Annotated in this window: 22 protein-coding genes; 17 read left to right on the plus strand and 5 right to left on the minus strand. The window is 45.4% G+C overall.

What is annotated here, in order from left to right:
• Positions 1–130: 130 nt before the first annotated feature.
• The 10 genes from I579_RS12030 to I579_RS12075 all read left to right on the plus strand — a co-directional run bounded on the left by I579_RS12030 (position 131) and on the right by I579_RS12075 (position 10,109).
• Positions 131–451, plus strand: a complete 321-nt coding sequence (locus I579_RS12030; RefSeq protein ID WP_010753677.1) for a hypothetical protein — start codon at positions 131–133, stop codon at positions 449–451.
• A complete protein-coding gene (locus tag I579_RS12035; RefSeq protein ID WP_010753678.1) occupies positions 441–2,417 on the plus strand; it encodes a V-type ATP synthase subunit I in 1,977 nt (658 codons plus the stop codon). The genes I579_RS12030 and I579_RS12035 overlap by 11 nt, the downstream gene beginning before the upstream one ends.
• Positions 2,407–2,877: a V-type ATP synthase subunit K gene (locus tag I579_RS12040; RefSeq protein ID WP_371168174.1), complete on the plus strand. Its 471-nt coding sequence runs from the start codon at positions 2,407–2,409 to the stop codon at positions 2,875–2,877. Before I579_RS12035 ends, I579_RS12040 begins: the two co-directional genes overlap by 11 nt.
• Positions 2,878–2,912: 35 nt before the next feature.
• A complete protein-coding gene (locus I579_RS12045) occupies positions 2,913–3,494 on the plus strand; it encodes a V-type ATP synthase subunit E (RefSeq protein WP_010753680.1) in 582 nt (193 codons plus the stop codon).
• Positions 3,495–3,522: 28 nt separating this feature from the next.
• Positions 3,523–4,524, plus strand: a complete 1,002-nt coding sequence (locus tag I579_RS12050; protein ID WP_034810351.1) for a V-type ATPase subunit — start codon at positions 3,523–3,525, stop codon at positions 4,522–4,524.
• Positions 4,514–4,825 (plus strand): V-type ATP synthase subunit F, encoded by a 312-nt coding sequence (locus I579_RS12055; RefSeq protein WP_010753682.1) that lies wholly within the window; start codon positions 4,514–4,516, stop codon positions 4,823–4,825. Before I579_RS12050 ends, I579_RS12055 begins: the two co-directional genes overlap by 11 nt.
• A 13-nt stretch (positions 4,826–4,838) precedes the next feature.
• Positions 4,839–6,620: a V-type ATP synthase subunit A gene (locus tag I579_RS12060; RefSeq protein WP_010753683.1), complete on the plus strand. Its 1,782-nt coding sequence runs from the start codon at positions 4,839–4,841 to the stop codon at positions 6,618–6,620.
• Positions 6,613–7,992, plus strand: coding sequence for a V-type ATP synthase subunit B (locus I579_RS12065; protein ID WP_010753684.1), 1,380 nt, complete (start codon positions 6,613–6,615; stop codon positions 7,990–7,992). The genes I579_RS12060 and I579_RS12065 overlap by 8 nt, the downstream gene beginning before the upstream one ends.
• A 3-nt stretch (positions 7,993–7,995) precedes the next feature.
• Complete coding sequence (locus I579_RS12070; RefSeq protein ID WP_010753685.1) at positions 7,996–8,625, plus strand: V-type ATP synthase subunit D; 630 nt, start codon at positions 7,996–7,998, stop codon at positions 8,623–8,625.
• 125 nt (positions 8,626–8,750) lie between these two features.
• The gene (locus I579_RS12075) at positions 8,751–10,109 is read left to right on the plus strand and encodes a TrkH family potassium uptake protein (RefSeq protein WP_010753686.1); all 1,359 of its coding nucleotides are present in this window, start codon (positions 8,751–8,753) and stop codon (positions 10,107–10,109) included.
• A gap of 98 nt (positions 10,110–10,207) precedes the next feature.
• On the opposite strand, the gene I579_RS12080 is transcribed toward I579_RS12075, so the two are convergent.
• Entirely contained in the window at positions 10,208–10,789 is a 582-nt protein-coding gene (locus tag I579_RS12080; RefSeq protein ID WP_010753687.1) for an SOS response-associated peptidase, read from the minus strand.
• Between the two features lie 161 nt (positions 10,790–10,950).
• Here I579_RS12080 and I579_RS12085 point away from each other — a divergent pair, with 161 nt between their 5' ends.
• On the plus strand, positions 10,951–11,592 hold the full coding sequence (locus I579_RS12085) for an endonuclease III domain-containing protein (RefSeq protein WP_010753688.1): 642 nt from the start codon (positions 10,951–10,953) through the stop codon (positions 11,590–11,592).
• Positions 11,593–11,612: 20 nt separating this feature from the next.
• On the opposite strand, the gene I579_RS12090 is transcribed toward I579_RS12085, so the two are convergent.
• Positions 11,613–12,380 (minus strand): TMEM175 family protein, encoded by a 768-nt coding sequence (locus I579_RS12090; RefSeq protein ID WP_010753689.1) that lies wholly within the window; start codon positions 12,378–12,380, stop codon positions 11,613–11,615.
• Positions 12,381–12,572: 192 nt separating this feature from the next.
• Between I579_RS12090 and I579_RS12095 the strand changes: the two genes are divergently transcribed.
• Together I579_RS12095 and I579_RS12100 are read left to right on the plus strand one after the other, a co-directional pair.
• Positions 12,573–13,244, plus strand: coding sequence for a hypothetical protein (locus tag I579_RS12095; protein WP_010753690.1), 672 nt, complete (start codon positions 12,573–12,575; stop codon positions 13,242–13,244).
• Between the two features lie 2 nt (positions 13,245–13,246).
• The gene (locus I579_RS12100) at positions 13,247–14,128 is read left to right on the plus strand and encodes a sce7725 family protein (RefSeq protein WP_010753691.1); all 882 of its coding nucleotides are present in this window, start codon (positions 13,247–13,249) and stop codon (positions 14,126–14,128) included.
• Between the two features lie 37 nt (positions 14,129–14,165).
• On the opposite strand, the gene I579_RS12105 is transcribed toward I579_RS12100, so the two are convergent.
• On the minus strand, positions 14,166–15,014 hold the full coding sequence (locus I579_RS12105; RefSeq protein ID WP_010753692.1) for a hypothetical protein: 849 nt from the start codon (positions 15,012–15,014) through the stop codon (positions 14,166–14,168).
• Positions 15,011–15,913 carry a WD40/YVTN/BNR-like repeat-containing protein gene (locus tag I579_RS12110; protein ID WP_010753693.1) on the minus strand — a complete coding sequence of 301 codons (903 nt, stop codon included), beginning with the start codon at positions 15,911–15,913 and terminating at the stop codon, positions 15,011–15,013. Before I579_RS12110 ends, I579_RS12105 begins: the two co-directional genes overlap by 4 nt.
• A gap of 169 nt (positions 15,914–16,082) precedes the next feature.
• On the opposite strand from I579_RS12110, the gene I579_RS12115 reads away from it, so the two are divergent.
• From I579_RS12115 to I579_RS13025, 4 genes are read left to right on the plus strand one after another with little or no spacing between them, the layout of a single operon-like run.
• Positions 16,083–16,535, plus strand: coding sequence for a MarR family winged helix-turn-helix transcriptional regulator (locus I579_RS12115; RefSeq protein WP_010753694.1), 453 nt, complete (start codon positions 16,083–16,085; stop codon positions 16,533–16,535).
• A 22-nt stretch (positions 16,536–16,557) separates the two neighbouring features.
• Positions 16,558–17,079 (plus strand): GNAT family N-acetyltransferase, encoded by a 522-nt coding sequence (locus I579_RS12120; protein WP_010753695.1) that lies wholly within the window; start codon positions 16,558–16,560, stop codon positions 17,077–17,079.
• Positions 17,080–17,098: 19 nt separating this feature from the next.
• A complete protein-coding gene (locus tag I579_RS13020; protein ID WP_010753696.1) occupies positions 17,099–17,572 on the plus strand; it encodes an AAA family ATPase in 474 nt (157 codons plus the stop codon).
• 37 nt (positions 17,573–17,609) lie between these two features.
• Positions 17,610–17,786: a hypothetical protein gene (locus tag I579_RS13025; protein ID WP_233419279.1), complete on the plus strand. Its 177-nt coding sequence runs from the start codon at positions 17,610–17,612 to the stop codon at positions 17,784–17,786.
• 407 nt (positions 17,787–18,193) lie between these two features.
• On the opposite strand, the gene I579_RS12130 is transcribed toward I579_RS13025, so the two are convergent.
• Positions 18,194–18,430 (minus strand): hypothetical protein, encoded by a 237-nt coding sequence (locus I579_RS12130; RefSeq protein ID WP_010753697.1) that lies wholly within the window; start codon positions 18,428–18,430, stop codon positions 18,194–18,196.
• Between the last annotated feature and the right edge of the window lie 163 nt (positions 18,431–18,593).

Below are 18,593 nucleotides of genomic sequence, written 5' to 3' on the forward strand. Positions count from 1 at the left end.
ACAAAACGGTTGAGTGTAATACTTCAAGGATCGCGTTCTTCAAGGGGTGAGAAGAGCAATTTTGAGGTACCGTGAAATTCAAAGCGTACTTCTGTAGCAGAAGTGCGCTTTTTTGTAAGGAGGGATTGAATTGAAGGAAGCATTGGAACGCATCCGGGTGGCGGAAGAAAAAAATGAGTCAGCCAAAAAAAGCCAAGAAGCGGATTTGGCCCAACTGCGTACTGAAAAAGAACACGCTTTGGCAAGCCTTGTGGAAGACTTGCGCACCAAGCGCGGACAGTTGCACGCAGATGAGGAACAAAAGCTGCAACAAGCCTTGGCTGATGAAAAAAACAGCTTAGTACAAGAGGCTCAAGCAGAACGCCAGTCTTTCCAGGCACTCTACGAAGAGCGTCACGAAACACTGGTAAACGAGATTATTGAGAGGGTGACAAGCACTTATGGCAGTTAAAGAGATGAAAAAGCTGTCCATCATTTGTGAAAAAGAAGCCCAAGAACGCATACTGCGGGTCCTCCAAGGCACGCAACAAGTGGAAATCGATGATATTTACGCAGATAGCGCCAATGAGGACTGGCTTAAGGAATACTTCGCTGACAGCCAGCAATATGAGGACAGTGGAAATACAGAAGCGTTAATTCGTCAAATTCAAGAATTGGTACGTTTTATCCGGGATCATGGTTCCGCCAAAGAAAAAGTCACGGAGTTAAAACGAGGAGTGACCTCATTTGGGGACTTTGAAAAAACCTTTGATGAAACAAAGCTTAAAAAAGAGCTGGCCACGATTACCCAGCTAAAAGAACGCTGGGATCAAAATTTGGCGGCCACAAAGCAAGCCCAAGCCCAGGAAGACTGGGGGACTACTTGGCAAAACTTGGATATCGACATCGAAGAGAGCCGTGACAAAAACGTAACGGCTTTAATCGGGATTTTGCCTAATGACCAGTGGGAAGCTTTTCAGGACCAATTGAAACAGACGACTCAGATTTACAGTGAGTATATCAGTAACGATCAAAAAGAAACCGCCTTTGCTTTGTTGTATTTGCGCAAAGAGACCCCAGACGTTTTGGAGTTAATGCAAGACTTTGGTGCTCGTAGTGAAACCAAGCCGTATCCGGGACAACCAAAGGAAATCCTCCAACAAGCCAAAGCCGAATTAACCAAGCTGGCCCAAGAGCGTAAGGAGTTAGCTCAGTTGATTGGGGAGAAAAAAGCCCAAGTCTATCACTTGCAACAAGCAGAAGAAGTCTTATTGGCGCAAAATCAACGGGAACTAGCTCAAGCCGGCATTGTGGAATCCCAGTATTTAGCAGTGATCCGTGGCTGGATTGGCGCTGATGAAGTTCCTATCTTAAAACGGGTCTTGGCCCAAGCATTTCCTAATGAGCAAGTTTATCTGTCCTTGGATGATCCCACGGCTGAGGAAATTGCTGCCAATAAAACACCTACAAAATTGAAAAACAATCCAGTGGTGCAACCTTTTGAAATGCTGACAGAAATGTACAGCATTCCCAAATACGACGAAATCGACCCAACTCCTTGGATGATGCCGTTTTACTTAGTCTTCTTCGGGATGATGGTGGCGGATTTCGGTTATGGACTGTTGATGTTAGTAGCTACTACGGTTGGACTCAAAGCACTAACCTTGCCGAAAGGAACCCAGCGTTTCTTGAAGCTCTTCCAATATCTATCCGTCTCCACCATTGTTTGGGGCTTGATTTACGGTAGTTCCTTCGGGGTGGAAATGCCCGTGTACTTGCTTTCCCCGTCTAAGGACTTTATGGCGATTTTCGGTTTGTCCATGGTCTTTGGGGGCATTCAAATCTTTACCGGTTTATTCTTAGCCGGTAAGGAAAATATGCGCAAAAAAGACTACGTGGCAGCTGTCAACCAAGGCTTTTCTTGGCAAGGGATTCTCGCGGGAATTCTGATTGCTGCATTAGGTGCCATGGTGGTGAAATCCCAAGCATTGACCATGATTGGTGCGATTTTAGCCATTATTAGTGCCTTGGCCGTTTTACTGACTTCCGTGCTAGGTGCTAAATCAAAGGTCGGGGGCTTCTTTATGGGGCTGTACGATCTGTACGGCATTACCAGCTACATCGGCGACTTTGTTAGTTACAGTCGTTTGATGGCTTTAGGGATTTCCGGAGGCAGTATCGCCGCAGCCTTCAATATGCTAGTGGGGTATATGCCACCAGCAGCCCGCTTTACCGCCGGAATTGTCTTGATTGTCGTCTTACAAGGACTAAATATCTTCTTGTCTTTACTGAGTGCTTACGTCCATGCGGCACGGCTGCAATACGTGGAATTCTTTGGCAAGTTTTATACTGGTGGCGGTCGGGCCTTCCGTCCGTTGAAACCAGCAGAAAAATATATGAATTTTATTGATGAAAATGGAGGAAATGATAATGACTAAGTTTTTGATTGAAAATGGTGGGATGTTCTTTGCAATCTTCGGGATGGCCGTGGCTACGATCTTCTCTGGTATCGGGTCTTCAAAAGGGGTCGGGATGACCGGGGAAGCAGCCGCTGCTTTAACCACTAGCCAACCTGAAAAATTCGGGCAAGCGTTGATCTTGCAGCTATTGCCAGGTACTCAAGGATTGTACGGTTTCGTAATCGCCTTTATGATTTACGGCAGCCTGACTTCTGATATGAGTGCTATCACTGGTTTGGAATACTTGATTGCTGCAACACCAGTAGCCTTTACCGGTTTGTTCTCCGGGATGGCCCAAGGGAAAGTGGCTTCTGCCGGGATTCAAATTTTGGCGAAAAAACCAGAACACTTCTTTAAAGGGGTTATGTACGCGGTAATGGTGGAAATGTACGCCATCTTAGGTTTCGTTATCTCCTTCTTGCTTCTAGGCCAAATCTAATTTAACGCGCCTGTGCAGATAAAGGAGGGAACTAGATGGATGCAATCGACAAAATAATCGCCGAAATCGACAACAAGGCCCAAAGTGAACGGGCCAGTCGCAAAGCACAAGAAGAAGCACAAATTGCCACTTGGTACGAACAAGAAGTGGCCAAGGCCAAAGCTGTTCATGAGGCGCAATTAGCCAAGCAGACGAAAGCTTTGAAACAAAAGTACAAACAACTGGCTTCCCGGCAACAAATGGAAGTCCGTCAAGAAACCTTGATTCAAAAGCAAGACTACTTGGATCAATTGTTTGAAGAAGCCCATGAGATTATGAGCAAATGGGACACTACTAAAATTCAACGTTTCGCCAAGGATAATCTGACTGCTTTGGCTTTAGACCAAAAGGCAGTCTTACTTCCTTCAGGAGCTTCAGTGATTGCCGCTTTAACACCGGATTACCTGGCTTCTCTAAACTTGCCTTATCCATTGGAACTAGGGACAGGAAAAGAAGCTGGCACTCCTGGCTTTGTGGTGGACGTGTCCGGGGTGCAATACAACTTCTTGTATCGGGATTTACTACAAGAAGTCCGCAACCAAGACGGCAATGAACTAACTAAGAAACTATTCTCATAATCGGCATTACCGATTGAAAAAAGGAGGAATGTACGTGTCACAACCCATGTATCACCAACTCAATCCTCTGATTCGTTTGAAAGAAAATGAACTGCTAACTCCGGAAGTGTTTCAACAGTTAATCGAGGCTTCGGACTTTAAACAGCTGGAAGCAATTCTCGCCGGAACGGTTTATGGAACTTACGTAGATGATGATTTCGCCAACGACTTTGAAAAGTCTTTGAACCAAGAATTGTTGTCCACCTTCTCTGAATTAGCAGCTGCCGCACCGAATCCGGATTTAGTCTGGATTTACACGATGCGCTACACCTTTCACAATCTCAAAGTATTGACGAAAGCGTACTATACAAAAAACAATTACGATAACCTCTACTTGCCCGATGGCATCTATACGGCAGAAGAATTAAAACGCGCTGTGGAAACCGGCAAATCCTCGGTTTTACCTAAAAGTCTTTTAAAAAGCATTTTAGAAGTTAGAGAGTATATGGAAGAATCCAGCATTATGCAAGGGATCGATGTCATCTATGATCGCCAGTTTTTAACGGAACAGCGACGTCTAGCGGATGAACTGGATTACCCAGCCTTGTCAGAGGAAATCATCAGCTTTATCGACTTAACGAACTTGACTACGGCTTTGCGCTGCTTGGAACAAAATCGCACCCAAGCCTTTATGTCCACAGTCTTGTCTAGTTCAGGAAGCATCCCCAAAGACACGCTTATGAGCTTTGCGGAAAAAGATCTTCGCGCTTTGATTGACTTTATTCTTGCGTCAACTTATGGGGATCTTTTGGCACCGGTCTTTGAAGGGGACGAAATCGACTACGCTCGTTTAGATCTTTTAAAAGACGATTACTTAAGTGGTCTTTTTGACGGCGCACAAACCATCGCTTTTGGTCCGCTGCCGTTATTAGCCTTTTTGAACAACAAAGACATTGAAGTGAAAAACTTACGCTTGATTCTAGTGGGCAAGCGCAGTGGTTTTACCAAAGAACAAATCAAAGAAAGGATGCGGATGACTTATGGCCTATAAGATTGGTGTCATTGGGGACAAAGAGTCCGTCTTGCCTTTTAAATTATTTGGATTCAGTGTGCACTTTGCCACTGATAAGAAAGAAACACAACAAGCACTTAAACATCTGGTACGAGAAGAATACGGGGTAATCTATATTACCGAAGCTTGTGCCAGCACGATCAAAGAAGAGATTGACCGCTTGCAAACGCAATTGCAACCGGCTGTTGTCTTGATTCCAAATCATGACGGCAGTCTGGGGATTGGCCTTGAGGCGATCCAGCAAAACGTGGAAAAAGCCGTTGGTCAAAACATCTTGTAAAGGAGCTGAAATCGTGGAAATTGGAAATATTGTCAAAGTTTCAGGTCCATTGGTAATGGCAGAAAACATGGGCCATGCGAGCATCCAAGATATTTGTTATGTAGGGGATCTGGGCGTTATCGGTGAAATCATCGAAATGCGGGGAGATGTGGCCTCAATTCAGGTTTATGAAGAAACTGCCGGCATTGGCCCGGGAGAACCGGTGCATTCTACCGGAGAAGCTCTTTCCGTGGAATTGGCTCCAGGGATTTTGTCCCAAATGTTTGATGGGATTCAACGTCCCTTAGACGAATTTATCGCACAAACCCACAGCAATTTCTTGGCTCGTGGGGTACAGATCAAAGCCTTGGACCATGAGAAGAAATGGTTGTTTGAAGCTATTTTAGAACCAGGGGCTGAAGTTGCTACAGGGGATATCGTAGGGACCGTTCAAGAAACCAAGATCATCCAGCATAAAATCATGGTGCCTGTAGGAGTGAAAGGGACATTAAAAGCTGTCTATCCCGGGGAACACACCATTGATGAGACGGTCTTTGTGATTACCACCGCCGAGGGAGACAAAGAATTCTCCATGTTGCAAAAATGGCCGGTACGCCGTCCTCGTCCCGTTAAAGAAAAACTCAATCCCGATGTACCAATGATTACCGGACAACGGGTTATCGACACGTTCTTCCCGGTGACAAAAGGGGGAGCGGCTGCGGTTCCTGGACCTTTTGGGGCCGGTAAAACAGTCGTGCAACACCAAATCGCCAAATGGGCGGATGTGGACTTAGTCGTATACGTAGGTTGTGGGGAACGGGGCAACGAAATGACCGACGTCATGAACGAATTCCCTGAACTGATTGACCCGAATACCGGTGAATCCTTGATGGAACGGACGATTTTAATCGCCAATACTTCCAACATGCCGGTAGCGGCGCGGGAAGCTTCAATCTATACCGGGATTACCATTGCGGAATACTTCCGAGATATGGGCTATTCCGTGGCCATCATGGCAGATTCCACTTCACGTTGGGCGGAAGCTTTGCGGGAAATGAGTGGTCGTCTAGAAGAAATGCCCGGTGACGAAGGCTATCCGGCATACTTAGGTTCTCGTTTAGCGGAATACTACGAACGAGCCGGCAAAGTTATCACCCTAGGTCAAGAAGGCCGGGGCGGGAGCATTACCGCTATTTCTGCCGTATCACCTTCCGGGGGAGACATCTCGGAACCAGTGACCCAAAATACATTGCGGGTAGTAAAAGTGTTCTGGGGTCTAGATTCCACCTTAGCACAGCAACGGCACTTCCCATCCATCGACTGGTTGCAAAGTTACTCTTTGTATTCCAATGAAGTCGGGCAATACTTGGATCAACAAATGCAAGTGAACTGGTCTACTTTGGTGCGAGATGCCATGCGTATGTTGCAAAAAGAATCCGAACTACAAGAGATCGTCCGCTTAGTAGGGATTGACTCCTTGTCAGCCAAAGACCAGTTGCTCCTAGAAGTCACCAAGTCCATTCGGGAAGACTACTTGCAACAAAACGCCTTTGATGACGTGGATACCTTTACTTCTCGGGAAAAACAATTCCAAATGCTCCACAATATCTTAACCTTTGGGCAAGAAGCGACCCGGGCGTTGGAATTAGGTTCTTACTTAAACGAAGTCATGGATGGTACCGTGATTTTACGGGACAAGCTCGCCCGGATGAAATACATTCCGGAAACTGACTTGCAAAAAATCATCGACTTAGAACAAGAAATCAAGAACACCTTAAAAGACATCATTCAACAAGGGGGCATGACCAATGATTAAAGAATACAAAACAATCGGCGAAGTTGTCGGCCCTCTAATGGCAGTGGACCGGGTTTCCGGTGTAAAATACGAGGAACTAATCGAAGTCCGCATGCAAAACGGCGAACTTCGAAAAGGCCAAGTCTTAGAATTACAAGACGACAAAGCCTTAGTCCAAATCTTTGAAGGAACTTCCGGGATCAACTTGCGGGACTCCGCCGTGCGTTTCTTAGGCCATCCTTTGGAATTAGGGGTTTCCGAAGACATGATTGGTCGGGTTTTTGACGGCTTAGGCCGACCAAAAGACAATGGCCCGGAAATTCTAGCGGAAAAAATGCTCGACATTAACGGGGAAGTTATCAACCCTATGGCCCGGGACTATCCCGATGAATTTATTCAAACGGGGATTTCTTCCATTGACCATTTGAACACGCTAGTCCGGGGGCAAAAGCTGCCGGTCTTCTCCGGTTCTGGTTTGCCTCATAAGGAATTAGCGGCCCAAATCGCCCGTCAAGCGACGGTGTTAAATGCAGACGATGATTTCGCCGTAGTCTTTGCCGGCATTGGGATTACCTTTGAAGAAGCAGAATACTTTATGGAAGACTTCCGGAAAACCGGTGCCATCGATCGTTCCGTAGTCTTTATGAACTTAGCCAACGATCCGGCCATTGAACGGATCGCCACACCACGCATGGCGCTCACTGCCGCAGAATACTTGGCTTATGAAAAAGGCATGCACGTCTTAGTCATCATGACGGACATGACCAACTACTGTGAAGCATTGCGGGAAATCTCCGCAGCCCGTCGTGAAGTCCCAGGCCGGCGCGGCTATCCAGGGTATTTGTATACCAACTTGGCTACTTTGTACGAACGAGCAGGTAGGATCAAAGGCTTGAAGGGTTCCGTGACCCAGATTCCGATTTTGACCATGCCAGAAGACGACAAAACCCATCCGATTCCCGATTTGACCGGGTATATTACGGAAGGACAAATCATCTTGTCCCGGGAATTGTATAAGAGTGGCATTCAGCCGCCAATCGATGTGTTGCCATCCCTGTCTCGCTTAAAAGACAAGGGAACCGGGGAAGGAAAGACCCGGGGGGATCACGCGGCGACCATGAACCAGCTCTTCTCCGCCTATGCCCAAGGGAAACAAGCCAAAGAATTGGCCGTAGTCCTAGGGGATTCCGCATTGTCTGAAGTGGATAAAATCTACGCGAAATTTGCGGAACGCTTTGAAGAAGAATACGTCAACCAAGGGTACAACACCAATCGGGATATCTTTGAAACCTTGGATCTAGGCTGGAAGCTCTTAAGCATCTTGCCACGGACGGAATTAAAACGGATTAAAGACGACATGATTGATGAATATCTGCCGGATAAAGGGGTGTAGCCCATGGCAAAGCTGAATGTGAATCCAACGCGGATGGAGCTGGCTCGCTTGCAAAAGCAGCTGAAAACCGCTAAACGAGGGCATAAGCTTTTAAAGGACAAACAAGATGAGCTCATGCGGCAATTCATCCTATTGGTGAAAAAGAACAACAAAATGCGTCAAGCGGTGGAAGAGACCATGACCAGTGCCATGCGCTCTTTCCGCTTAGCCAGCGCCACGTTAAACAGCGCCTTTATCGAGGAGCTCTTTATCCTGCCGGCAGCGCAAGTAGAGTTGGAATTGGATCAAAAGAACATCATGAGTGTGGAAGTGCCCGTAATGAACTTTTCCTATGATGAAGACTTAGTGGCCGCGCCTATTGAATACGGCTACTTGAACTCCAATGTACCTTTGGATAATTCCATCACTCGCTTTACCAACGTTTTGCCGGACCTTTTGGCATTGACGGAAATCGAGAAGACCTGTCAGCTCATGGCCGGGGAAATCGAAAAGACCCGGCGACGAGTGAACGCTTTGGAATATATGACCATCCCCGAACTGGAGGAAACCATTTATTTCATTAAGATGAAACTAGAAGAAAACGAGCGGGCGGAAGTCACCCGGATGATCAAGATTAAAAATATGAATCGTTAGGAAAAACCCGGTCCCATCTGGCGTAAAGCAGATACGTGGCCGGGGTTTCTTTCGTCATTTTTCTTGCTTCTTACAGAAAAGTTCTCTATGATTGGTGATATACTACCTACTAAGAAGGGAACTTTATGAAAAAAAGAATGTACCGGCGTTATGACTTGACGACGCCGCAATTAATTTCTATGGGTTTTGCCAGTTTGATTTTATTAGGGGCGCTGTTGTTGATGCTGCCCATATCCAGTCGGACGGGGGAAGTCACGCCCTTTATCGACGCTTTGTTTACCACTACTTCGGCCACTTGTGTCACCGGGCTTACCACGGTGAACACCGCCGAACACTGGAGTCTTTTTGGACAAGCCGTGATTATTACCTTAATTGAGATCGGTGGCTTAGGCTTCATGTCCATTCCCGTAGTGTTTTATTTTATCTCCCGGAAAAAGATCAACTTAAGTACCCGGATGATTCTCCGAGATTCTTTAAACATGCCCACCATGAGTGGGGAAGTGGGGTTAATGCGCTACATCTTAAAAACCGCTTTTGTGATTCAAGCATTGGGAATGACGGCATTAGCCATTGACTTTGTTCCCCGCTACGGTTGGGCCAAGGGTCTGTGGTTTAGTTTCTTCCATGCGATTTCCAGCTTTTGTAATGCAGGCTTTGACCTTTTCGGGGACAGTTTGGTACCTTTCCAAGAAGATCCTTGGGTCTTGTTTATCGTAATGTTCTTGATCATCGCCGGGGGCCTAGGCTTTTTGGTCTGGTATGATCTTGTGGGCTTACGGAAGAAACGCCGCATGACGTTGCATTCAAAAATCGCTTTGACGATTACCGGAGGCTTGTTGCTCTTTGGCACATTGGGCTTTTTTATCACAGAAGGAACAGACACTGCCTTGATTAATAGCGATCACTTCTTAAGTCGCTTCGCCAATACCCTGTTTATGGCGGTAACTCCAAGAACGGCGGGCTATTACTCCGTGGATTACTTCCAAATGAGCCATGCGGGCTTGATTCTGACGATGATTCTGATGTTTATCGGGGGCACGTCGGGCTCCACTGCCGGGGGCTTGAAAACCACAACTTTTGGGGTACTTTTATTGAAAGTCAAAAGCATCTTTAAAGGGCGCAGTCACGTGGAATTTTCCGGGAGAACCATTCGAGAGGCGGCAGTAAACCGGGCCATGACTCTGTTCTTCATTACCTTGACCTTGTGTATCTTTGCTACCATGGTCTTATCGGTAACTGAAACGATTCCTAACGTGGATCAGCTAGGATTGGAGTACATCGCATTTGAAGTCATCTCCGCCTTTGGTACAGTCGGCTTGACCATGGGAATTACCCCGGATTTAACCATTGTAGGCAAATTAATTATTATTTCCTTAATGTTTATCGGTCGGGTAGGGATTATGACTGTCGTCTTCTCCTTAGTCCGTCGTCCGGAAAAAGAAGGCAACTTCAAGTACCCAGACGAATCCGTGATGATTGGCTGATCGAGTTCGTCAATTGTCAAAAAGCCACGGCTCTCTATTTAATGAGAGTCGTGGCTTTTTTAGTATTTGGCAAAATGTCCATAATTGGATTATGTAAATCAATTTTTATCTTTTGGGATTTTTTGCAATACTAGTTTTGATTCGTCGGTTTTATGCAAGAGTAAGGCTGCTTTTTCGGTATTTTCCAACCAGTCCCGGGCATCTTTTTTATCGATAATCAGTGGCATGCGATTGTGAATCGGTTCTACTAGCTCGTTTGGTTCAGTGGTTAAAATGACGGACTCTGTTTGCCCATCTTTTACACGGTACAAGCCCGCCACATACATCTCTCGTTCGTCGGGATACGTGAACAAAATGCGTTCTTTGTCCTTGTTCCACTCATAAAAACCACTCATAGGAAACAAACACCGGTGCCGGCGAAATTCCTCACGAAAAGTCGGCTTTTCTTCTACGGTTTCACTACGGGCGTTGATCAAGCGTTGTTTGTTTTGGTGATTGGAGAAGCCCCAAGTGGTCAAGGCCACCCGTAGTTTTTGATCCGGGCCACTGCCTAAGGTGATGACTTCCTCTGAGGGAAAGATTTCTCCGGTTTTCAAGTCGTCTTGCTTCATTTGAAAGGCTAATTTGTAGTATTCTTTTAACTCCCCAGTCATGGGATCAAATAAGTATCGTCCACACACGAAAATCCCTCCGTTTCTGGTTTTATTGTATCAGCTTTTTCTAAGAGAGGATACTCCCGCGCTTTTCGTAAAAGATTCTCCCTAGAAGTTTTGGGACTTGTTTTCTATTGTGGCTTATTGGTAGACTAGCTATGAAATGAACGTTCTAGATAGGAGCACAGATGCAAGACATTACATTAAAAGAGCTGTATCAACGAATGCAAGAGGTAGCCGGGCCTTCTGGCTGGTGGCCTGCCGACAGCAAAGAAGAGATCCTTTTAGGAGCCATCTTAGTCCAAAATACCAACTGGCAAAATGCCGCCCGTTCCTTGGAAAATCTAAAAACTGCCACCGGGTTTCACCCTGAGAAGCTCGCCGCTTTATCTCGGACTCAAATCAAAGAACTGATTCGTCCCAGTAGATTCTATGAAAATAAAAGCCGGGCGATTTATGAGCTGGTGCAAAAACTCAGTGACGCGGGCTTTGATTACCAGGGGATTCAGCAAGAAAAAGGGGAAACGCTCCGGGTACATTTATTGGCCTTTCACGGTATCGGACCAGAAACCGCCGATGTTTTACGCTTGTACGTCTTTGACCAAGTCGCTTTCGTAGCGGATAGCTATGCCCGGCGTCTCTTTAGTCAACTAGGGCTCGGTCCACTGGGGACTTATGCCGCGCTCGCAAAACAAGTGAACCTGACTGATTTTTCTTTAGAGGAAGCCCAAGACTTTCACGGGCAAATTGATGAGTTTGGCAAGTGTTACTTACAAGGAAAGAATCGCTTTGAGGAAAGTTTTCTTAAAGACTATCGCTTATTGCTCTAAAAGAAAAAACCGAGGCACCGCTAGTTCTCAGCGGAGTCTCGGTTTTTGGTTTGTTCTTCGTGTTCTTCGTGGGTTAAAGCCGCTTTGACTCGGACTTTTTTCTGCCGCCGGAGCCCGGTTTGATCCGGGAAGAAAAAGGCAATAATCGGTAAGCTTAAGTATAAGACCATGGCTACCGATGGCCACTTCAAAGCGATTAAAATCAAAAGGATGTTCAAGAGTAACTGCCCCCAAATGCGGGCAATGGTAATCCGATTGGAAAAGTGAAAGGCCGTTTCCGACTTTCCAAAGAGATTTAAAAAAGCGAAGCGATACATGATTAATTCCATCAGGTTGGCTACGAAATACACGACCCCAAAATTCACAATGGCTAGGCTGTCTTGTTCCTGCATGATCCACTTGGTCATTAAAGGCAGAACCGATAACGCCGCCAAAAAAAGAAAGTTCGTCAATAAGATACTGCGGGTAGCTTGTTTTACCATGCCAAAGGTACGATGGTGTTGGTACCAGAAGTTGGCTACGATAAAAAAGCTGATTAAAAAGACGATCAAAGAACGGATCAATTCCAAATAGCTCGTTTGACCATCAGAAGGCAAGGGTACCTCTAAGACCATAATGGTAATAATAATGGCGATCACCCCGTCATTAAAGGTTTCCAAGTGCTCTTTTAAGCGACTTTGTTCCTCTGTTTGAATCTTCGCAAACTCTGCTTGAATTTTTTCGTTTTTTTGCCGGTCGCTGGCAGATAGGTGTTCGTCATTCCAACGGCCACGGGGATGCTTTTTCATCCAAATCACGTCCTTCCTCTGGCATTTTAGTACGGAATCGGGATTTTTGCGAGCTACAGCCTTTTTAAAAGGAACGGTCCGCTAGTAGCGACCAACGAAGTCTTAGAAAATCCTAAAAAAGACCTACTTCACTAGCCAAAGGGGAATGTTTGTTCTATGATGAGACTACTAGCAAGACACCAGGAGGAACTCATGAAAACCCCATTAACATTAGCATTAGAAGAAACCTTATACGCCTATTGCCGGGAAAAAGGCGAAGTGGTAGTCGAAGAAGTGGTCATGCCCGATGATTTAGGCATCGTGGACACCTTAAGCCTCCGATTGCTGCCAGACGACAGCTATGAGTGGCGCTGTTTTGAGTTAAAGGTCTCCAAGGGGGATTTTCGGTCGCCGGCGAAGCTGTCTTTTGTCGGCCATTACAATTACTTCGTCTTACCAGAAGCTCTCTACCTACAAGTGGCAGAGGAGATTCCTGAGCACATCGGGGTTTTGGTGTACCATGGTTATGCCAACCCGGAAGAGCACAGCACTCCGGGGTATCTGGTTTCGGGTAAAAAGGCCCGTTACCAGGAGTTACAAGTCAATGAAAGAGCGCTGTTGTATCACTTAATCACCTCCCAGGCCCGGGAAGTCGGTAAGGCCAAACAAACAGAGCGGGGGCTACGGGTCTTTGCCACGGATCAGCTTTACAAAGAGCTAAAACGCCGGCAGCCGGAATATGATTTATACGGTGGCGGTGTGAACTACTATGACCGCTTTTTAGCCGACACTCAAGATCAGGCTACGGAGGCCTTGAAAGAAGAACTCACCGCCTATCAAGAAGCCTACCAGGACTTGCTATTGCGCTTAGAAGAAGGGGAGTAACCATGTACTATCCATATTTACGAGGAAAGCAGTTTGACCTTTTAGCTTTGAAAGAACTGGTAAAAGCAGGGCGCCTGAAAAAGACCATCGTTCCAGTCATTGAGCCAGTCAAACAGTCTAAGACTTTGCTGCAAACATTAGAGATCTTCCGGCAAAAGGGCCAGCCTTTTTATTTAATCGACAATCCCCAAGCTGGAGACTTCTTAACGGAGAACGGACTAGAGACTTTGCAAGGATTAGCCCAAGGACACCGTGCCCATATCATCACGGCCAATCAAGGAGAGCTGCATTTTCACCCAGAAGACTTGTACATTGCTAACTCTGCTCAAGGGCTGCAAGATTTACCGGAAGCGTACCGAAATGGCCAATTCGCTGCCCCTTTTGAAATGCGGATTTTACGCCAGTTAATCAAAGCCCAAGGGCTGATTTTGTTGCAAGATCCCTTCACTCGACTGCCTCGAAATAGTTACTATCGAGAGTATCCAGACGAGCTGTTTACCCGGAGTCATTTGACCTATGAAAAACAAGGCTTTACTGGATTCGGGGATTTTTCATTGGATAGCCGGATTTATTATGACCAAGGCTATCCGGACCGTGATCTCTGCTTGCATCTGGTCTATCCCGGGGATGAGCAGGAGCTACGGGTGCATCACTTTGTTTCCCCCGAAGACCCAGAGGACGCTCGTTTGTCGCAAAAAGAAAAGTTCTTACAGCTGATAGGAGAGGTTGATTCTTGGGCCAAAGCAGGGCGCTTACCGGAAACCTTAGGACTCAGACTTTTGCTAAAAGCGTACCAAGAAGACCGTTTCCCTGGAATGGGCGTCATTCGCAAGGGCGTAATCATGCATCATCTGGAGACCATGGGGATGTTACTTTCAGACTAACAAATAGGGACTCCCTGATAACAGGAGCCCCTATTTGTTAGTCTTTATTCACTGTAGTCATCGTGTAGGTTGTCTTTTGCCGAGGATTTGCGGGAACATAGATCACTTGATTGCCATCCTCACTGAGGATCAACGTACCCAGGGCGTTGCCTTGTTCATCGGTAAAACTCCCCGCCTTACCAGTAACATCCAGGTAATCCGGATTAAGAGCAACGGTTTCCTTAGATAAGCGCAAGTCATAAGGAAGACCTTGAGCTGCTAAAGTAGCATCACTGCCCGTCCAGTTGTTGATAATCTGGGGAATCCAGTCTTCACTGGTTTGCTGGCCATTGTCATCATAGTCGCGCACGTATTGCGCCAAACCACCATCTGGAGTCTCATAACTAAAAATGGCATAATCGTCCACCCAATCGATTTTGTAATCGTCTCCTAAAGGATAGTTCAGCCCGCCGCCATTAGCAGACAGACTGTAAGGGGCAGTGGTCAGACTCGGTACCGGGAGAAATCGCTGTAACTGAGGAATTTGATAGTACAAATCTCTACGATACGTTAACTGGCCATTGGGTTGGGCTTGAACCATAAAGAGATGTGTGTCATCAGGACTTTCGCTAGCGATGCTACGGGTGCCAGCTCCCACATACATAGCAAAGCCTTGTAAAACGAGCAAAATACCACTGAGTACAAAAAGAATCCGGCGATTGATATAAGGGGCGATGGCCAAAGTGGCTAGGCAGACAATCCCAACGTTAATTCCGTAAAAAAGCAGAGGATTATTAAATTCCAACTGAAACCAGTAGCGAAAAACCGCCAGTATCCCTTGTATGAAAAGCAATAAAAAGGCCAAGACAAAAGCTATCGTCGTCAAAACAGAACGTTGTTTCTTCATTGGGCCACCTCCTGTTCCGTGAGCTCTCTGACAAAGGTAAAGGTTTTTCCTTGATCCGTGGATGCAAATAAGCCTTTTACCAGACCGCCAGCGTAGTCACCAGAGTCTCCTTGATTAACCCTCAGATACAATTTGTCTCCCTCAAGATAGGGGGCTTCTGGCCACACAAAGATTTTCTCATATTTTTCTGGAACCGTAACGGTGGCTAATGCAAAGCTGTTTCCGCCATCTTGGGTAACGTAAAGTTGATTTTTACGACTGACAAAGCCGACTTCAGGGGAAATAAATCCCGCTGCAGTGACCAGCATACCATTGCCTAAGCCAGTTGCAGCGGCTTCTGTCCAAGTCTTTGCAGCATCATGACTAAGGAGAACTTCAGCACCTTCTTGTCCCATAGCCCGGCCACCGGATAGCACGCAGACTGCAAAATCATCATCCAAAAATTGAATCTGGCGAAACCGCAATCCATAAGAAACATCTGCTATAGGGTATTCCTGCCAGGAGGCTCCTTGGTCTTTTGTCTCTAGCCAGACTAATTGATCCTCTTTTATTATCAGAAAACCACTTCTCGCCTGGGTCAGAAGATAAGAGTCTGGCAGCAGTTCGTTGCTATTAGCCGTAGCGTATTCGCCACAAAAAAACTCCGCCATCGTTGCCGGTACTTGCTGCCAGTTCGCACCAGAATCAAAGGTCAGATAGAGTTTTTTATTTTGCAGCGTGTACGCAATAGGCTCCGCCGTAACCGTATTGGGCAACTCACTTTGAGGGCCTTGGGGAGCCTTTGTAGTAGAGGAGAGGAGGGGCTGATTTTCATAGGATTGCCACGCTTGCCATAAACTAGCACCGGTAGCGGCAACGACTAAAAAACTGTATAGCGTCCGCCGGAAGGGATGAGCCAAGGATATCGACACCTTTCATTGAAAAATTACTATGCTAAATGTAGCCTTTTCGCAAACAGAAGGCAACCACTGGGAACGTAATTTCAGGAAAAGACAATAAATCTAAAAAAATATAGTTGCATTTGCAACTATATCAGAGTAAACTGAATCCAAGAAAAGAGGGGAGCTTATGAGTGAAGTCTTACGAGAGATTGGCTCCATTGCCCGAGCGCTAGACGGGATTTCCAATCTAGAATTCAAAGAACTGGACTTAACAAAAGGGCAATACCTATATCTGGTACGGATTCAGGAAAATCCTGGAATCATCCCGGAACACTTAGCCCAATTGTTGCGGGTGGATGCTAGTACGTGCTCTAGAGCCTTACAGAAGCTGACAAAGCAAGGCTTTATCGAAAAGCACCAGCTAGCTCATAATAAGAAAAGCCAAATCTTATACGTGACAGCAAAAGGACAGGAAGCCGCCGATTTTATTCAGCGAGAAAACCGCTATTCGGAAAAACAAGCGTTAGCCGGTCTGACAAAGGATGAAGTTGCCACGTTGACAGGATTTTTGCAACACATTCGAGAAAACATCGACAAAGATTGGCAATTGGTCAAAAAAGGCCAGCACCGTGAATATTGAGTTTCAGATAAAAGGAGACACTATGACAAATCTACAAATTACCAAATGTACCTTGGCAGACTTAGAACCATTGATTGCCATTAGCCGCGAGACATTTTGGGATACATTTTCCCCCTATAGCAGCCAGGCTGATATGGATCGCTTTTTAGAACAAGCATACGCGCCAGAAAAGCTCGGAAAAGAATTGCAAAATCCTGAGAGTTCTTTTTATTTTTTGAAATCAGGTGACGAAATTTTCGGTTATCTAAAGCTAAATATCAATCGCGCGCAAAGCGAAGACTTAGCCGAAAATGCCCTAGAAGTCGAACGAATCTATATTCGATCAAAGCATCTACGTCACGGTTACGGTCAGAAATTGCTCCAATTTGCCGAAAAAGAAGCAATCCGACAAGCGAAACAAGCTATCTGGTTAGGCGTCTGGGAACACAACGAAAGAGCCAAAGCATTTTATAAAAAAAATGGGTTTAAAAAGGTCGGTGCCCACGACTTTTACGTGGGGAGTGACCAACAGCACGACTGGTTGCTATTAAAGAGACTAAACTAGTTTAATAGGAGGGGAGTTCATGTATCTAAAAGCGGTTAAAATCAATAGCAACCAAGCAGCACTTGAGGACTATCCTTTTTCCTTGCCCATAATCAAAAACTTACTCCACTCAAACCAGCCTTTGCCGTTTTCTCAGCCGATTACTTTTCTAGCTGGAGAAAATGGCTCTGGCAAATCGACTTTGCTTGAAGGAATAGCACTTGCTCTAGGCATGAATCCTGAAGGGGGAACCAAGAATTTCAATTTTTCTACTTACGATTCCCACTCAGAACTCCATGAGCACATGACCTTAGTACGACAAGGTATATTGCCTAAGACGATGTTTTTCCTAAGAGCTGAGAGTTATTACAATCTATCTGGCTTCCGCGGTTCAAGACTTGGCTTTAGATGCATTTTATGGGAACCGAATGCTCCACGAACTTTCTCACGGAGAAGGCGTTTTGTCGATTGTCACGAATCGTTTTACGAAAAACGGCCAATATTTATTAGATGAACCAGAGTCCGGCTTGTCGGTTTCCAGATAAATGACTTTGCTAAAGGAAATCATCACGTTAAGTCAGCAAAACTGTCAATTTATCATCGCCACACATTCGCCGGTATTATTAGCCGCAACTCAAGCAAGCATTTACCAAATCAAGCAAGGAACGCTTCAAACAGTTACTTATCAAGAAACAGATGCGTACCAAGACATGAAACTCTCTTTATAGACGATCCTGAACGCATGCTGTATTATTTACTAGACGACCAATAATTGTCTAAAGCTTTCTTGGTTAATTTGAGTTCAATTTGCCGAAAAACTGCGCAAAAATACTGATAAAAAATACTGATAGTGGTAATTATTAACGGTATTATGCGATAAAAATCGCGAATCTATGGCTTATTTTGACGGACTTTTACTTATCAAGTAAGAATGAGCGCTATACAACAGGGGAGTGCCGGAATCATGCAATCGAACAGCAATAGCAAAAATTCTATATTCTAGTTTACATAATATATATTAAAGGAAGTTAACTCTGAGAAATAAGCACTCCTAAGTTCTAATAAGCTTAAAATCCTCTGTTCATTGCTTACCTCATACCCAAATATCCCCATTAAAACTCACTTTATAGTTAATTTACCAGAATTTTATCACGTTGCAATCGTACAGATACATTCCTAAGTAAATGCTAAAAACAATCAAGGCTATAATAGCAATAATTACCGGTGCAGATTTTGCGCCTTTTTGTTTTTCCCAGGAATATATTCCTTTACGTTTTCCTAATAATGCATACACCAACAGCCCGATAATCACCAGCAAAGCCAATTCCATACCAACTAATTCCCACATGCCATCTGTATTGGTAATTTTCATAGAAAAATCCTCCTAAACGTTTCTTTGTCACTTTGACTGCAAAAATCCCGTTAATCGATCTTCACGAGATTTAATGCGTATACCTATAAATACGCACTTCTTATTAATAGTAACGAAGATTGACTTAGCATCAAAATAATTAAACAGCAAAAAGCACCCAACC

Source organism: Enterococcus asini ATCC 700915 (assembly GCF_000407365.1).
Lineage (GTDB): Bacteria > Bacillota > Bacilli > Lactobacillales > Enterococcaceae > Enterococcus_C > Enterococcus_C asini.